Genomic DNA, 15,609 nt, shown 5'->3' on the forward strand with positions numbered 1-15,609 from the left:
GATTTTATGATATCCGTTTAATCCCATAACAATCCGGAAAAGGATTTGTTGATCACCGCTATAAGTCTCAGCTAAAGAGGCTCGGCACTGAATCATGAAATGTGAATAAATGTTAAATTTTACTGCCGGATTTGATAAATGGTTAGCTTTAACTACCTAAAACCAAAACCGATGAACAATAACCTTTACCAAAAGATCAACAACTTAACAGGATTTGCGCTTTTCGCAATATCCGGACTGGTTTTCTGGCTTACCATGGAGCCTACGCTGAGTTTCTGGGATTGCGGCGAATTCATAGCCGCTTCGTATAAGCTTCAGGTCGGACACCAGCCCGGCGCACCTCTTTTCCTGATGATCGGTAAACTGTTTTCCCTGCTTGCCGGCGGAAACACGGCGAAGGTGGCTTATTTTATGAACCTCAGTTCCGCACTGTTCAGCGCGGCAACCGTGATGTTCCTGTACTGGAGTATTACCCTGCTCGCTGCCCGGCTGTTTCCAAAGGAGAAGTCACCTGTTGATGCGCTTTCTGTCATAGGTGCCGGAGTCATCGGCGCACTGGCCTTTACATTTTCAGATACTTTCTGGTTTTCCGCAGTTGAAGCCGAAGTGTATTCACTATCGATCTTATCCACGGCAATTGTATTCTGGGCGGTATTGAAATGGGAACAGAACGGCAACGACCGCTGGCTGGTGCTCATCTCCTTTATCGTAGGACTTTCCATCGGCGTCCACCTGCTGAGCCTGCTGGCCATTCCAGCAGTAGTCCTGGTTTATTATTTCCGCAAAAACCCGCAGGCCAGCTGGCCGGGCATCTTAAAGGCGATTGCCTTTTCAGGGCTGATCTGGGTGGTCGTACAGGTCGGCATCATCCAGTATTCCGTAATGGCCGCTGCCAGGCTGGACATCTTCTTTGTCAACACCCTTGGTCTGGGTTTTGGTTCCGGGGCCTTGTTTTTCCTGTTCCTGCTGGCGGTTTTGCTTACGCTGGGCATCCGCTACAGCATCAGGCATCACAAATATCAGCTCAATCTCGGCCTGATCTGCTTTACCTTCGTATTCTTTGGCTTCTGTTCGTATTTCATGATCATCATCAGGGCCAATGCCGGTACAGAGCTCAATTTATCCACTCCGGACAATGCCTATTCGCTGAACAATTACCTGGGCCGGATCAATTACGGACAGGTCCCCCTGCTGTATGGACAGACCTTTGACGCACAGGATATCGACGGGAAGGAAACCTCAACACTATACCGGAGGGGAAAGGATAAATATGAGGTAGCCGGAAAGGATTTTGAGCTGAAATACGATAAGAATATGCTCTTTCCGCGTACCTACAGCAACAAACCGCACCATATTCAATTCTATAAACAATGGATGCACCTGGCTGACGGCGAAACACCTACCTTCCTCAAAAATCTGGAATTTTTCTTTTCCTATCAATCAGGCTTTATGTACTGGCGGTATTTTATGTGGAATTTTGCAGGCAGGCAGAACGATGTCCAGGGCCAGGGTTCGCGTGACGCGGGCAACTGGATCACAGGCATAAAGCCACTGGACGGCCTGAGACTGGACCGTCAGGATAAGCTTCCTCCCTCCATCACCGAAAACGAAGGTTATAACCGCTTCTTCGGACTACCGCTGATATTGGGTATTGCGGGCCTGCTGTTCCTGTACCGCCGTAACCGCCATCAAATGATCGTGATCAGTACCCTGTTCTTCTTTACGGGGATGGCCATTATCGTGTACCTGAACCAGGACCCGCTGCAGGTGCGCGAACGTGACTATGCCTATGTCGGCTCATTTTACGCCTTTGCTATATTTATCGGCTTCGGGCTGCTTGCACTGAAGGAACTGCTTGCACGGTTCGCCGCAGAACGGCTTAGCCTGGCCATCGCAGGCCTTACCTGTATGCTTGCAGCCCCCGTACTGATGGGCTGGCAAGGCTGGGACGACCACGACCGTTCGGGAAAAACGACTGCTTTGGAATGGGCTTCCAACTACCTCAATTCCTGTGCACCCAATGCGATCCTGTTTACCAATGCCGACAACGATACCTTCCCGCTCTGGTATGCGCAGCAGGTAGAGGGCATCCGTACCGATGTCCGGGTCGTCAACATGCAATACCTGAGTGACGACGGCTATATCAACCAGATGAAGCAACAGGCCGGGAAATCGGCGCCCCTGCCCATCAGTCTGCCCGAAAGCAAGTATGTAAAGGGTGTGAGGGACTATGTCCGTTATTTTGACTACGGCATTATGGACAGTGTCGAACTGAAAGACCTGCTCGCCGTAATGACTTCGGACAACAAGGAAGACAAGATGCCCCTCAGCGACGGCAATTATTACAACTTCATGCCTTCCAGGAACCTGAAACTGACGGTAAATGCCGGAGAGGTGATCAGGACAGGTACTTTAGCTGCTAAAGACCACAGCAGGATCACCCCGGAAATGAAATGGACCTTCAGGGAGAACATCGCCAGAAAGGCAGACATGATCCTGTTCGATATCCTGGTGAACAACCATTGGAAAAGACCGGTATATTTTGGCTCATCGGTTTCTGATGACACCTATGCGGGCCTGGAAAGATACCTCTACCTGGAAGGTTATGCGCACAGGCTGCTGCCACTGGAAAGGGATACCGCGGACAAACGTGACAAGGAAAGGGTAACCAATTCTGAGGTGATGTACAGCAATATCATGCAGAAGTTTAAGCTGAAAGGCTTCAAAACCGCAAAATATCTTGACCCGGAAAGCAGGCGGATTGCCAGGACCACCTGGCAGTTTAACAATACCCTGGCCGCCAACCTGATCGATGAGGGGAAACCTGAAAAGGCGGCTACCATACTGATCAGGAACGTACATGAACTGCCGCTCAAAAATTACTCAATTGAAGATACCCTGAGTAAAATGCCGACCATTGAAGGGCTTTACCAGACCGGGCATGATGAAATGGCGGGCGCGCTGCTAAAAGCCAACCTGGATTATGTGACTAAGGAGATCAGTTATATCGCCTCACTGCCTGCCAGCCGCTACGACGATTACGGCTATGACCTGAGACAGGGCTTCGTGGTACTGCATAATATGAAAAGGATTACGGAAACCTACAGGCAGCCAGAACTAAGCAAAGCAGTGAATGACCGGATCGAAAGCCTCCAGAGCAATTTCATGTAATTGCTCTGGGGCAACCCTTTTCCGTAAAGTATTTATCCGTTTCAAAATGATTTGCAGGATAGCTGAAGAGTAGCTATGTTTGCAAAACATACCAACTAGTATTTTATGTCCAAGGCGGCCGCAACAAGAGAAACGATCCTGAAGAAAGCTTTTGATCTGGTTTACCGTCAAAGTTACCAGGCAACCAGTATTGACGACATCATTTCGCAACTGCAGGTAACCAAGGGTGCCTTTTTTTATCATTTCAGGAACAAGGACATGATGGGACTTGCCATGATCAGAGAAGTGATGGCCCCCAATATGGAACCCTATATGATCCATGTACTGGGCAGCACCCCGGATGCACTTGAAGATATATATCAGATGGTTAAAGGCCTGTTGCTGCTGAACCCGACGCTGGACAGCCGCTATGGCTGCCCTGCAGTGAACCTGATCGAAGAAATGGCACCGGTAAACGAAGAATTCAGAAAGGCGCTGATGCAACTGATGCTGAAATGGCAGGATGCATTGGAAAAGCATTTACGCGAAGCACAAATAATCGGTCAGGTAGGCAAGGAACACGATGCAAAGCAAATTGCGATGTACATTACCGCAGGCTACAGCGGTATCCGCAACATCGGAAAAATCTTCGGGAACCAGGCTTATGTCAATTATTTACAACAATTCAAGATCTACCTTGAAAGCCTCAGATAATTTTTTTGACCAAAAACATACCAATTAGTATTTTATGTATTCAACATTGCTCATTCTTCATTCCCTGTTCAGATGGCTGGTAGCTGCATCACTTACCGGAAGCATTTTGTTTTCGTGGCGGGGGATTAAGCACCACCTGCCGTTCAGTACCGGAATGGACCAGTTGCGGCACTGGACAGCGACCATTGCGCACCTGCAGCTGATGATCGGCCTCACACTTTATTTCAAAAGTCCGCTGACCCGGCTGTCCATACCGGCCTCCGGAAACATGAGACAAGAACTGATGTTCTTCAAATATGCACATATCCTGATGATGATCATCTCGATCATTTTGCTGACCATAGGTTCCGCAAAAGCCAAAAGGGCCGAGGGCGCTGCGTTGAAGTACAAGACTGTACTGATCTGGTATAGCATCGCATTGCTGATCATCCTGGCGGCAATTCCCTGGCCGTTTTCACCCCTTGCCGCGCGTCCCTATATGCGGTTTTAAATGATTACCTGTTTAATTATCAAACACTTTATTCTCATAAAATATGAAAGACTTATTTACCTCTTCCCTGGGACGGCTAAGAATAGCCGGATTCTTAGAAGGCGCCTCACTCCTGCTCCTGCTCTTTGTAGCAGTACCATTCAAATACCTGGCCGGTCAACCGCAACCGGTGCAGATGCTCGGCCCGATACACGGCGCACTGTTCACCTGGTTTGTCATCAATACGCTTTATGTAGCAGTGGAACAAGGCTGGCGTTTTAAAACTACCACTTGGAAAGTCCTCCTGGCTTGCATGATACCATTCGGTACTTTCTACATAGATTGGTACCTGCTTCGTCATACCAGCGCAAAAAAAGAATAGATCACAACAATCTCTACGGTGTTGTATTTTTTTATTATATTTATAATCAACAGATTAACCCCTATGAAAAAACTCTTTACACCGTTAGTCCTGGTGCTTGCCACAATTTCTGCAAACGCCCAGTCTTCCGAAAAGAAAAATGCTTACCCTGATACGGCTGCCGTTAAGAAACCAGGCACAGTAACCGGGTCTGTTCATATCGTAAGGCCGAAACAGGATACCGGAGATGCATTTGTACTCAAAGTCCCTTCAGATTCGCTCCGGAATAGACAGGTGCCGATGCCAAATGCCTATCACAGATCAACTATCGAAAATGCGCCGATGCCAATCTATCAGATCGGAAAAGTTAGGAGCATCAATATCCAGAATGTTAAAAAGCCGAAAAAGTCGGATTGAGAAATATAAGCGTATTGACAACAGGGGAATTAAAAAAATATAACTTTGTATATGAAAATCATTGATCCGGAACGCGAACGCAACCAGAACTTCCTGAAGTTTGTAAGAATGGTTGCACTGATACAACTCGTGGGAAGCATTGTATACCTCGCAATTTTTGGTTAACAGTATTTAAGGAAGAATCTTTTACCAGTTACCTGCCTTCTCCCAAAGACTTCAGCAATTCTGCAGCTTTCAAATGATGCAGATCGGCAGCGCGTTTCAACAGAGAAACACCCTTGGCCTTATCCTTAGCGGTGCCAAGCCCATCGATGTACATCATGCCAGCCTTGTACAAACCTTCCGCATAGGAGTGCTCCCCGGCTTGCTCATAATACTTCAATGCCATCGGGTAATTTCTGGCTACCGGGCCGCTGCCATCAAAATAAAGATTGGCAAGGTAAAGACTACAGTAGTGGTTACCGACCGCAATCCCCTTATCGAGCCAAGCCAGACCTTTAGCTACATCTTTAGTCGTACCGGTTGCCCTCAGGTAAGCCTCACTTAACATGATAAACTCATCATAAAAGATATCCAGCAAGGCTTCCTCCATATCTGCATCTTCTGCCTGTCCCAGATAAGCATCTAAGCTATCGGGATTAGCCAGCAGCTCATTCATTGCTTTTTCAGCCATCAGCAACCCTGCCCTCTCATCCTTAGGAAACCCGTACCAGCCAAATAGGTAAATGTTACCCAGATCTATGGCGCAGAATTGATCCTGATGCTTGTCCATTCCCTTTTTCAACCAGGCAATGCCCTGTTTCACCGATGCCTGATTCAATGAATCCCTGAGGTAGGCATGCGCCACTTCATTGGCAGCATAGCCACTGGGGTTCACATTATACCTGCTTATCGTCAAACCTACATCGGAGGTATCCGCCTGTGCAAGCAGTCCAAAACGTACAGAGTCCCCCCTGGTTAAATAATTCTGCTTTATCTTATTAAACGTACGCTTTTTCTTCCCATCAGAATAAGTTTGGTTCACTGCAGATACTACGCCACGGGATACGCTGCCGTCATTGAACTCGTATGCAGTTACCTTTGCTTCGCCCCGGTCATCAAATAAACCAACCTCGTTAAAATAAGTAGGCAGAACGATCTGCCCTGAGCGATGAATAGCGCCGTAATCCTTTCCGTTAAAGGAAAACCAGGTATACTGGGCGTTGCCAAAAAATGTCCAGATATCCGTAAATTTTGGATAAAGAAAATACCGTCCCGTTCCGTCAATCATCCCCCACTTACCCTGAAACTTCACTTTGGCAAGTCCGGCAGTAGTTCGCATGGAATAGCCACCCGCCGTTTTCAAAATACTGGTTCCATCATCAAAGGGCTCACAGGCATCGTAGATCATGTCGATCACCTTCTTACCTGCCGGGTCGATGAAACCAAACCGCTGCCCATCCTCACTGGCAATGATGAGTGCTCCCCCATCAGATAAACTGGCGTATGTGCAAGGAATCACCGGCAAACCCTGTTCATCAACGGTTCCCCATTTGCCATTCATTTTTACAAACCTCCCGTTGGCTTCCTCGTATTGAAACGGAAGCACCATTTTGCCTTTGGAATTGACATAACCCCATTTCCCGTCCTTCTTCACGGCGCAGATGTCCCTGTACCATTGTTTGGCTACCTGCTCAAACTGTGCTTTGATTCGCACAGGGTATTTCGATTTTCCACCGTAAGAGAAGTCGAGTTTGATCTCCTGAAACCCGTATAGCCCGTTCTTGTCCTGGTAAGATTGATACGTTCTGCCCACTTGGGCAACGACTGAGGCGCTCCAAATACTGAAGAGGCAGCACAGCAGAACAACAAATGATCTTTTTTTCATCGCTAAAATTGCAGTTAGGCTATTGTTTCAATTTGATCACCTCCATGTGGAAATGCGGGTCGGTAAGCTTGTAATGATATTCACCCGTCGGATAGGCCAGTGCGTAGTAGGCACCGTCGAAATAGCGGCAAGTCGAAATCGTCAGGCTCTTCTGAACCGTCTGTGCTTCGGAGATACCCGACAAAAGTTTAATCCCAGAGCCGTTGACTTCCCAAAGCTTAATAGCTGTGTGCGCGGAAGATGAGGCCAATGCGGTGCCGGAACTCATCAGGTAAAAAGTACCATCTGCCCGGAGACGCCATTCGTTGAGCATATTCTTGTTGACGAAAACCCGGATTGAGTTCCTGAGATCCACATCCTGATCCAGCGACTGCTGCCAGAGCTTAGAAAGCTGTCCCTGCTTCCAGCGGAAACAGTAAAGATTTTTACGGTCATCGCTGCCCATTGCTCCCGAAGCATAGTCAGCAGCGACAAAAGTGAGTTCAGCGCTTGCAGAATTATAATCATAAGTAATCAGTTCCATGAAATTCGCATCGTAACCACCGGCAGGCAGCCCTGATATCTCGCCGCGATCGGTGATGTCGTAGTTCGGCGGGTTGGCACCGTAGGTCCTGTCCTCCCGGCAGCGGATCACCATAAACCCGGACTTTCCATCCTTCGCGGTCATCGAGAATTCATAATAACTGCCGTCGGAACCCTTTATTGGAATGTTGAACAGTCTGCGGTGCCCATCAATGATGCCAGGACGGTACGTAGAACTGAAGTCGCCTTTTGGATTAGGCGGGTTCTTATAGTGCCACAGGAAGGATTCGTGTCCTGTCCATATGGACGCGGCGAGAAATTCGCCGTCCGGAAGATACTTAAAGATCGGATAATTGGTCGCCTGGGCTCCCGCATAAGTATCGCCTTCCGCGTCGCGCAGCTCGATATAGTTGTTGGTGTAATCCATACCCGTAAAGACCGGATCGTAACTCCCGGGAAGGAATTGGCCGTAATAGGTAAAGGGACTGTTGACCCCGGCATTTTTTGAAGTTCCAAAGCTGATAGATACCGGCTCGGGGTTGGTCTGTCCCGGCGCAACAAGCACATTGTAAAAATGATCCGCCTCCGACCGTGTAAGGGGCTCAAAACCATGCTGTGTGTACAAAACGGCAAACTTGTCTCCGACCTTCTCCAGGTCAAAAGCATTCATGGCATTGTAGGGTGAAGAACCGGTTCCCAGCCCGGTAAAAGGGATAACAGCCACGCGCTTCCAGCCGGTCGCCGGATCGGTCAGCAGGTTCTCCGCCGAATCGATGCCGGGTTCCTTTGCTGGTCCGCCCTTCTTACAGCTGGCCAGACTAAAAATCACTAGTGAGGTCACCAGAGTGATAAGCTTGTTTTTCATAGGTACAGGTTAATTTAGTTATCTGTTTGTTGAGCAACGAAGCTAGCGGAAAGCGGGAGCACTTGACCAGAGAAATAGTCCTTGACTTGTCTCAACGCCGGGATCCGGATGTCTCAAAAGTAAGTAAGGCCCTTTTTATCAGCTTTTTATAGATTTATATCTCCGAACACAGAAGCATTGGAATTTTTTGACAAGTATTCGGAGGGCGTCATCGAAGTACACTTTTTAAATGCCCTATAAAATGAAGCGCGGCTGTTGAAGCCCGCCTCATAGGCAATCGCCTCAATCTTCATTTGCTGAATTTTTGTGACCAAAAGCGTTTTGGATTTTTCGACCCTTTTCTCATTGATCAGGTCAAAGAAGTTCTGCTTCATCTCCTTGTTGATGGCCGCGGAAATTTTGTCTACCGGGCAGCGCATTCCCCTGGCCAGCATACTGATGCTCAGGTCCGGATTGGTGAACGCTTGCGTCTCGTCGAGATAAGCCCCGATCCGCAGGGCAAGCTGGTGTAATTCCGGCTCAGGCAACTGTACCGCGATGCTGGTATCAGCCTGCATTTCTTCGCTGGCCGGCAGGGTATCCTCCAGAAATTGCTGGTAGCTTTGCGTAGTGAAAATGCTGTGTTCGCGAAAGGTATAGACCAGTATGTAGATATAAATCAGGGTGATGAGGCAAGGCAGATAAAGGTATTCTACCAAATGTTGCGGCAAAACCAGGTACAGAACCGTAGTGGCCAGGGTGAGTAGATAAATCAGCCCCACAAATCGCGTGATGAAAGTCAGCCTGCTCTTTTCAAGGCTCGACAGCGTGGTCACCAGACGCTTTCGATAACGGATGATCTTACCGGTGGCAGCGAACAGGCTGATCCAGATCAACAACATCGTCAGCACATTAATCACGGTCATCTGCCAGGGCAGCGGATCAAGAAGCAGCGAAAGCGCGAAGGCCGGGCGTTCTGCTACCGGAAGGCTGAGGTATTGCAGTGGAAAACAAAGTCCAAAGCCTGCAATGAGGAAAGCACCGATCCACACCGGATGTCTAAGATTCAGCCGCGAGCCCGCAAACAGGCAGGTATAGCTGAAAACCAGCGGCCCGAAAAAACAGGAAGTGCACCAGGATAGAAAAAAGAGATAAGGAAACCGGGAAAAAAAGCCGCCGGTAATGCTGGCGTTGCCGAGAAAGGATATCGCGGTGTCCAGGAGCAGTAGCGCGAGGACACGGTTGGGCAAGGTATTGTTCCTTCTGAAGAAAAATGCGAAAAACAATACCATCAGGTTGAGCGCCAGACCTAGATTCAAAGCAAACATGTATCTACTTGATTACCCCCCGGATTAATTTTATGCTAAAATATAAAAAACCAGGTAAAGCAGCGACGAGATCCAGTGATGTTGAATTTCATTATGCCTCTGCTGTCTTGCTAGCGTCTCAGTATTTATACACCTGTGTCAGCGCCTCATCCTTACCTTCCAGGTAGTTTTTGATGGAATATGTTACCGGAACGTCGGGCTTAAGCGGCCCCTTCTTTCCCTTCCAGGTTTCCCAGTATCTTGTAGAATAAGCAATCACTATCTTTGATTTAGGCAGACTAAAACCTCTTACCTCACCATAATGGTTAATATTTCCGCTGGTTGGTTCGCCAATGAAAATAGCATTGGAATTTTTCTTCAGTTCTACGGCATTCATTACTGCAGATGAAAAGGTCCGTTTACCGATCAATACGAAAAATTTCCCTTTTTGATTCAGATAGCTATGCTTTATCCTTTCCATAAATGGATTCAGAACCCCCGAGTTACCGCCATTGTTGTCGCGCAGATCGAGTACGATTTTGTCTGGCCGACGTGAATCTATCACTTCAAACAATTCATCGTTAAATTGAGCAAAAGGTTTGTCCTTATCTTCCCTGCATTCATTGTAATTGAAATAAAGTGTTTTTTTACCGGAATCATAATCAAACCAATAATTCCCCTTTTCCTTTTCAGCAAGAAGATCGCTATGAATGTAAGCCAGCTTCATTTTACCGATACCTGTCTGTGGAACGGAGGCCAATTTTGTCCGGACTTGACGGCCATCTTGATCGATCAGCGTAAACTCCGCTTCGAGATCGGAGTCACTGATGCGCAACCCTTTTAAAAAAGCAGGATTGTTGATTAAACGAAGGAAATGATCCTCAAAATAAGAAGGATTTTCAGACTGAATGGCTTCTTTAAACGCTGTAACGATACCGGAGGTGCTTGTACTATTGATGGCTGCCAGTCTGCACCGTAAAAGAGCTGAGTTTTCAGGATCTATACCGGTTACGAAAAGCCCCTCTTTGAAGCGTTCAAACCGAATGGGAAGAACCCTGGTATAGGTCGGCTCAATGAAAGTATGCTCATCACGGATATTTACCGTGAGCTTGAAGAGTTCCGCGGCGAACGTCTCGTAATCCAGGCCATTTGCTTTGGCCGCAATAGCATCAATTTTCGCGTCGAAATCTTGCTGGCTGATCTTTGCAAACAGGTTGGCGTGTTTGACAGGTAAGTTTTTCCTGAGGAACTCCAGATCTTCTAAAAAGTCTTTTCCTGATAGCGCTTGCGAAAAACAGAAGCTGCATGCGAATGCAAACAGAACGGAAAGTATTGTCTTTTTCATACCCGATTGATGGCTAATTTGGTAAAAGACAACCGAAACTCACGAGCGTTGCATCCCCTATGGCATATTCTTCTTTTCCACCTTCCAGTCCGGATCCTGAGCCAGTAACGGGCTCTTCCCGGTAAACATCTTAGCGGCCGATTTATCATGTTTCAGCTGCCACTGATACCATGCGAGCGCTACCCTGGCAAAGGCCCCGCCGTGATGCTGGCGATAGGTACCGCCATGGCCAACGTCCATATTGGCTACGAATACCGGAACATGATTGATCCGCGCAAAATCATCCATCCCATTCTTGTAAGCGATGTCCTTTTCTCCGCCGAGCACATACATGGTTGGCGTATGAATTTTCAGCAGTTGATCTTTAGTCAGTTGCGGCATTCCTGGCATTCCACCACCGTTGCCGAGGATGCCGCTGTTATAAATAACTACCGTAGTTATCCTCGGATCTCCTGCAGCCTCCAGGGTCTGCAAGCCCCCGCAGGACATGCCGCTTACGGCAATCTTATCCGTGGCTAGTTTATGATATAGCGGGCTGCCCGGATTTTTATCCTGCGCAAGCGCCCAGTCTATAGCGTCGATCAGCTGTCTGGATTGTGTCCTCCCGCTGGGTTTTACCCCTTCAACCGGCATCGGACCGATCGCGACGATGAGATAACCATAGGAAGCAATTTCAGAGAGGAAGTTTACATGCTCCCAGGGTGAGTTGGCGCATGCGCCATTACCCCAGGCGATGATCGGCAACTTGTTTTTGCCTTTAAACTGATCGAGGTTGCGGGGCCGGAAAACAGTATGAGTCTTCAGGGAACTCTCCTGGATCATCACAGCCGGGTATGGGCCGGTACCACCATCCTCAACGGTCCTGTAAACCGAAGAATCAGCATTGAAGGCAGTCTGTGAATGAGCACCCACTGCGATAAATAGCGCACAGGTGAAAGCAAGAAGATAACGTAAACTAGTTTGCATATTCCAATTTACATTTCTCAGCTGAAGGTATCAAACGAAAACAAAATGAAGTGATCGTATAAAAAAATTATGTAATCTGGAAGTTACCTATTAGATTGCGTAACCCAAGAGTTACACATCATGAAACATCAGATCGAACACAAGTGGTTCTTCCACCATTCCCCGGCGATCGTCTGGAGTTACCTGACCGACCCCGAATTGCTGTCTCAGTGGTTAATGCCAAACGATTTCAAGCTGGAGATCGGTCACCGGTTTGTTTTTGGCGCCAAGCCGATCCGCCGCTTCAGTTTCGATGGAAGAATTTACTGTGAAGTATTGGATTTCGAACCTCTTAAAATGCTGAAGTATTCCTGGCGGGGAGGTCAGGGAGAGAAAGTTTCATTGGATTCGGTCGTGACCTGGACTTTGGAGCCAAAAGATGGCGGTACCGAACTGACCTTGCTGCATACCGGCTTCAGGGGACTGAAAAACTACCTGCCTTACCTCATCATGAACAAAGGGTGGCTGAAAATCGCAAAACGATGGTCCAACAAAATGCAGCAAAGCCATGACGCAGCGTGATTTCGACGCTTTCCAGGTGATTGCTGATCCCAGCAGACGCGCCATCCTCCATCTGCTGACCGAAGAAAGCCTTACAATTAATGCTATTGCCGGAAAATTCGAGATCAGCAGGCCGGCCATATCCAAACACATCAAGATATTGGAGACAGCCGGCTTTCTCATGGTAGAAGACCGTGGCCGGGAGCGATTTTGTTTACTAAACCCGAAGGGCTTCCAGGAGCTCCGCGAATGGCTCAATTACTATGATAACTTTTGGAAGCAAAAACTTTCAGCGTTGGAGGCGCTGTTGAATGAAGACGAGCGAAAAAAAAGCGGAGAGTGATCATTCCGACCAATCCCCGCTATCTAAATTAACGCTCTCGGTATATTATACGCTTATGCGATTGGTTTATTGTATGGAAGACTGAAATAAACTTTCGCGGTAGCGCTTCGCCGATCTGTAATCATCAAATTCTGCATCGATCTTCAGGACGAAATCCCAGATGTCCTGGAAGTATCTAAGGGCAGGTGCACCAAATTCAATTGTCTGCTGTGGGTTGCTCATAAGCGATATGATGCCATTTGGCCTGGTATATCCGATTGCACTCCAAAGGTTGAAGTCGATGTGCAGCGACCAGTTGTTCAGGCTGATGCTGTCCAGTTCCGCATTGTTTTCATCGAGGATCAGGTAATTCCGGTACAAGCGCTTTAAAAAGCCCTCATAGTAGTTCAGGCCTAAAAAAGCCAGTGCATACCTCACTTCATCTTTTTCCATGACAGAAATGTTCCCTACCCGCACCTGGTCCTGAAAGTCGATGGCCACAAAGACATCCTCGCACGGGCCAGTATAGCCCTTGCGATTCATATCGTCGATTGCACTTGTTCGTTTTATATCGATCCTCGCAAATCTTGCTTTAATGACTGTCATCGTAGGAATGTTGTCTGTATGCATCTTTAGCGCCTATCAATATTCCTTATCCCTGATCACCATAAAACTCTCCTTGCTCCTGACCTCCATTTTTACCTTGTACTCGGAAAACTGTTCGTTCAGGCAACGCTGCATGATGATGTAAAAATTATCTGTTTGATAGAAAGGCACAACCAGCTTGAAGCAATGTATTGCCTGCAGCTTTTTCGGCTCGCGCACATCAATCAGGATATGAGCTGAATCGATGGCACATTCCGGCACCCCTGCTTCAAGGGCAAGTTTAAACAGCTGAATGATGTTGTAATTACGTACAGTAATAGATCTGCCCTTGACAAACTCGTGTTCGTCGATGCGATATCCGGGCTTGTAGCCGGACTTGAAGCCGCTAATGGAGTATACATAGTCCTGGTGAGCCGATGCAGGATGCGGCTTTGCATCCTTAAAGGGGATTTTGGGTTGTTTAGCGGTTTCCTGGCCATAGCAGAAGTTGAGACCTAGCACCGCAATGAGCATGAGAGTTGTTTTCATGATGTTTTTATGATTGATTAGTTAGTATGACGAATGGTAATGAGCGTCGAATGATGGTGTGATTACATAGTTCCATATTGCTTGTTTATCTCTATCTGGCGATATGTTGTCAGGGCAATAGTATAATGGAACCTATGGATGTAGCGGAAGCAAAAGCTAAAAAGCAAAAGCGTGGAACCCACTCCATCCGTCCGTCGAGGTACTGGTATACCCACAGAGACAAATAAGCGGGCCCACGCTTTTACGCGTGAGCACTCTCACCTATTCTTTGTCTCTGTTTAAAATTACCAGTTTTCGACGGACAAAGTTCTTCAGTGCTAAATGCTCCAAATATTTTGAAGATTTAGCAAAATTATAATATTAGTGCTATTGCATATCTTTTTATTTGCGGAAAAAGTCTGAAAGTTTGAGCATAACCCACAACATAGTTGAGGAATTTTTTAAAAAATATAAAGAAATCATTTACTGGTTTGAAGTGATGAAAAGCAGCCAGATAATTGCATCGCGTTATCATGGTCTTGCAAAGGGCTGCACTCCATGCTGATACCTAGCTGGTACCTAGCTGATACGACGTTTAATTGCTGTTGTTGTGAGCAGCTTAAAGCGTCAAGCCAACAGAAAAGGGCCTGTAAAGGTCTATCCGGACGCAATCGAGGGTTACTTTTCATTTGTATTTGTATTAAATGATAGTGGATGTATTTATAGGTTTTCAGGCGGAATTGAAAAAGATTTGCGACATTAACGCCATGAAAAATCTAAATCGCCTCGCTATCGCGCTCCTAGCATTGGTTTGCACTGTACTGTATGCATGCAAAAAAGACGAAGTCGAAAAAAACTCAGCAAAACTTAAATCTATCACCCAGACAAGTAGTGAATTTGGGACCTCCAGAACAGATCTCTCGTACAATGCGGCTGGCCAATTGAGCGAAAGCAAATTTCACAAAGATGGCACATTGGAATACTACACGACTTATCAATATTCAGGAAATGACCTAAAAACCACAAAATCTTTCATAAAAGAAGATACGGGCGTCGATAAATTACAGGCGGAAGGTACATTTACATATCAGGCAGGTAGATTGAGTAAAGTTGTTATATTGTACAATCCTTCTAACCCTACACCTTCCACCGTCACTTTAACCTTTGATTACGTAAACGGAGAAATCCCAAAATTGACATCAGAAACCTTCCCTGATTTTTCGACACAATTTCCCGAAATTCCAAACCCATCAGTTTCAGACCTTAAGACCGGATATTCCTTTGATGACCAGATCAATCCGCTAAAAGATCTGCCAATAATCATGGTCTTGGAATTGGCCAAATTTGGCGACGGCATTGTTACCTCGCATACGTTCGACCCTGTACGTTTTTTTCATGCGCACAACCCTACCAGGGAAGATTTAGGTCCCCGTTTTCCGGTAATAACGCACAGCTATACCTACAATAAGAAAGGGCTACCCGTAAAAGTTGTCTCGACATCCTCTAGTAAACCAGGTACGACGCAAACGGTATATGAGTATTGGTGATCCTATTCGGGTTATAGATGATGGCCTGAACTCAGGAAGTATACCCGAACTAATAGTACTTTTTTTAGTTGAAAATAATCAGTCAGTTTTCAATATTTGATGGTCTAAATTATCAAAGCTCATGT

At 46.9% G+C, this 15,609-nt stretch carries 15 protein-coding genes; 8 read left to right on the forward strand and 7 right to left on the reverse strand.

Annotated features, from left to right (window positions below):
- The first annotated feature begins 171 nt into the window (after nucleotides 1-171).
- From P2W84_RS11520 to P2W84_RS11540, 5 genes are all read left to right on the forward strand, one after another.
- Nucleotides 172-3,171, forward strand: a complete 3,000-nt coding sequence (locus tag P2W84_RS11520; protein WP_276090287.1) for a DUF2723 domain-containing protein — start codon at nucleotides 172-174, stop codon at nucleotides 3,169-3,171.
- A gap of 105 nt (nucleotides 3,172-3,276) precedes the next feature.
- Nucleotides 3,277-3,864 (forward strand): TetR/AcrR family transcriptional regulator, encoded by a 588-nt coding sequence (locus tag P2W84_RS11525; RefSeq protein ID WP_276090288.1) that lies wholly within the window; start codon nucleotides 3,277-3,279, stop codon nucleotides 3,862-3,864.
- A 34-nt stretch (nucleotides 3,865-3,898) separates the two neighbouring features.
- The gene (locus P2W84_RS11530; protein WP_276090289.1) at nucleotides 3,899-4,354 is read left to right on the forward strand and encodes a hypothetical protein; all 456 of its coding nucleotides are present in this window, start codon (nucleotides 3,899-3,901) and stop codon (nucleotides 4,352-4,354) included.
- Nucleotides 4,355-4,397: 43 nt separating this feature from the next.
- A complete protein-coding gene (locus P2W84_RS11535) occupies nucleotides 4,398-4,715 on the forward strand; it encodes a DUF3817 domain-containing protein (RefSeq protein ID WP_276090290.1) in 318 nt (105 codons plus the stop codon).
- A gap of 63 nt (nucleotides 4,716-4,778) precedes the next feature.
- A complete protein-coding gene (locus P2W84_RS11540) occupies nucleotides 4,779-5,111 on the forward strand; it encodes a hypothetical protein (RefSeq protein ID WP_276090291.1) in 333 nt (110 codons plus the stop codon).
- A gap of 193 nt (nucleotides 5,112-5,304) precedes the next feature.
- Here the strand turns inward: P2W84_RS11540 and P2W84_RS11545 are convergent, their stop codons facing one another.
- The 5 genes from P2W84_RS11545 to P2W84_RS11565 form a co-directional block, all read right to left on the reverse strand.
- Complete coding sequence (locus tag P2W84_RS11545) at nucleotides 5,305-6,978, reverse strand: SEL1-like repeat protein (protein WP_276090292.1); 1,674 nt, start codon at nucleotides 6,976-6,978, stop codon at nucleotides 5,305-5,307.
- A 19-nt stretch (nucleotides 6,979-6,997) separates the two neighbouring features.
- The gene (locus tag P2W84_RS11550) at nucleotides 6,998-8,365 is read right to left on the reverse strand and encodes a hypothetical protein (RefSeq protein WP_276090293.1); all 1,368 of its coding nucleotides are present in this window, start codon (nucleotides 8,363-8,365) and stop codon (nucleotides 6,998-7,000) included.
- Nucleotides 8,366-8,511: 146 nt separating this feature from the next.
- Nucleotides 8,512-9,672, reverse strand: a complete 1,161-nt coding sequence (locus P2W84_RS11555; protein WP_276090294.1) for an AraC family transcriptional regulator — start codon at nucleotides 9,670-9,672, stop codon at nucleotides 8,512-8,514.
- A 118-nt stretch (nucleotides 9,673-9,790) separates the two neighbouring features.
- On the reverse strand, nucleotides 9,791-10,996 hold the full coding sequence (locus P2W84_RS11560) for a S41 family peptidase (protein WP_276090295.1): 1,206 nt from the start codon (nucleotides 10,994-10,996) through the stop codon (nucleotides 9,791-9,793).
- 57 nt (nucleotides 10,997-11,053) lie between these two features.
- Nucleotides 11,054-11,962: an alpha/beta hydrolase gene (locus P2W84_RS11565; RefSeq protein WP_276090296.1), complete on the reverse strand. Its 909-nt coding sequence runs from the start codon at nucleotides 11,960-11,962 to the stop codon at nucleotides 11,054-11,056.
- A gap of 120 nt (nucleotides 11,963-12,082) precedes the next feature.
- Here P2W84_RS11565 and P2W84_RS11570 point away from each other — a divergent pair, with 120 nt between their 5' ends.
- Complete coding sequence (locus P2W84_RS11570; protein WP_276090297.1) at nucleotides 12,083-12,523, forward strand: SRPBCC domain-containing protein; 441 nt, start codon at nucleotides 12,083-12,085, stop codon at nucleotides 12,521-12,523.
- Entirely contained in the window at nucleotides 12,510-12,845 is a 336-nt protein-coding gene (locus tag P2W84_RS11575; RefSeq protein WP_276090298.1) for a metalloregulator ArsR/SmtB family transcription factor, read from the forward strand. The genes P2W84_RS11570 and P2W84_RS11575 overlap by 14 nt, the downstream gene beginning before the upstream one ends.
- Before the next feature lie 66 nt (nucleotides 12,846-12,911).
- On the opposite strand, the gene P2W84_RS11580 is transcribed toward P2W84_RS11575, so the two are convergent.
- On the reverse strand, nucleotides 12,912-13,430 hold the full coding sequence (locus P2W84_RS11580) for a hypothetical protein (protein WP_276090299.1): 519 nt from the start codon (nucleotides 13,428-13,430) through the stop codon (nucleotides 12,912-12,914).
- 36 nt (nucleotides 13,431-13,466) lie between these two features.
- Nucleotides 13,467-13,958: a hypothetical protein gene (locus P2W84_RS11585; RefSeq protein WP_276090300.1), complete on the reverse strand. Its 492-nt coding sequence runs from the start codon at nucleotides 13,956-13,958 to the stop codon at nucleotides 13,467-13,469.
- Between the two features lie 683 nt (nucleotides 13,959-14,641).
- On the opposite strand from P2W84_RS11585, the gene P2W84_RS11590 reads away from it, so the two are divergent.
- Nucleotides 14,642-15,484, forward strand: coding sequence for a hypothetical protein (locus P2W84_RS11590; RefSeq protein WP_276090301.1), 843 nt, complete (start codon nucleotides 14,642-14,644; stop codon nucleotides 15,482-15,484).
- Nucleotides 15,485-15,609 lie beyond the last annotated feature (125 nt).

Source organism: Pedobacter sp. JY14-1, assembly GCF_029269825.1.
Classification (GTDB): domain Bacteria; phylum Bacteroidota; class Bacteroidia; order Sphingobacteriales; family Sphingobacteriaceae; genus Pedobacter.

Coding starts and splice junctions, on each gene's coding strand:
- P2W84_RS11560 (WP_276090295.1), bottom strand. CDS start 10,996: ATGAAAAAGACAATACTTTCCGTTCTGTTTGCATTCGCATGCAGCTTC.
- P2W84_RS11530 (WP_276090289.1), top strand. CDS start 3,899: ATGTATTCAACATTGCTCATTCTTCATTCCCTGTTCAGATGGCTGGTA.
- P2W84_RS11540 (WP_276090291.1), top strand. CDS start 4,779: ATGAAAAAACTCTTTACACCGTTAGTCCTGGTGCTTGCCACAATTTCT.
- P2W84_RS11565 (WP_276090296.1), bottom strand. CDS start 11,962: ATGCAAACTAGTTTACGTTATCTTCTTGCTTTCACCTGTGCGCTATTT.
- P2W84_RS11535 (WP_276090290.1), top strand. CDS start 4,398: ATGAAAGACTTATTTACCTCTTCCCTGGGACGGCTAAGAATAGCCGGA.
- P2W84_RS11580 (WP_276090299.1), bottom strand. CDS start 13,430: ATGACAGTCATTAAAGCAAGATTTGCGAGGATCGATATAAAACGAACA.
- P2W84_RS11570 (WP_276090297.1), top strand. CDS start 12,083: ATGAAACATCAGATCGAACACAAGTGGTTCTTCCACCATTCCCCGGCG.
- P2W84_RS11525 (WP_276090288.1), top strand. CDS start 3,277: ATGTCCAAGGCGGCCGCAACAAGAGAAACGATCCTGAAGAAAGCTTTT.
- P2W84_RS11550 (WP_276090293.1), bottom strand. CDS start 8,365: ATGAAAAACAAGCTTATCACTCTGGTGACCTCACTAGTGATTTTTAGT.
- P2W84_RS11520 (WP_276090287.1), top strand. CDS start 172: ATGAACAATAACCTTTACCAAAAGATCAACAACTTAACAGGATTTGCG.
- P2W84_RS11585 (WP_276090300.1), bottom strand. CDS start 13,958: ATGAAAACAACTCTCATGCTCATTGCGGTGCTAGGTCTCAACTTCTGC.
- P2W84_RS11555 (WP_276090294.1), bottom strand. CDS start 9,672: ATGTTTGCTTTGAATCTAGGTCTGGCGCTCAACCTGATGGTATTGTTT.
- P2W84_RS11575 (WP_276090298.1), top strand. CDS start 12,510: ATGACGCAGCGTGATTTCGACGCTTTCCAGGTGATTGCTGATCCCAGC.
- P2W84_RS11590 (WP_276090301.1), top strand. CDS start 14,642: ATGATAGTGGATGTATTTATAGGTTTTCAGGCGGAATTGAAAAAGATT.
- P2W84_RS11545 (WP_276090292.1), bottom strand. CDS start 6,978: ATGAAAAAAAGATCATTTGTTGTTCTGCTGTGCTGCCTCTTCAGTATT.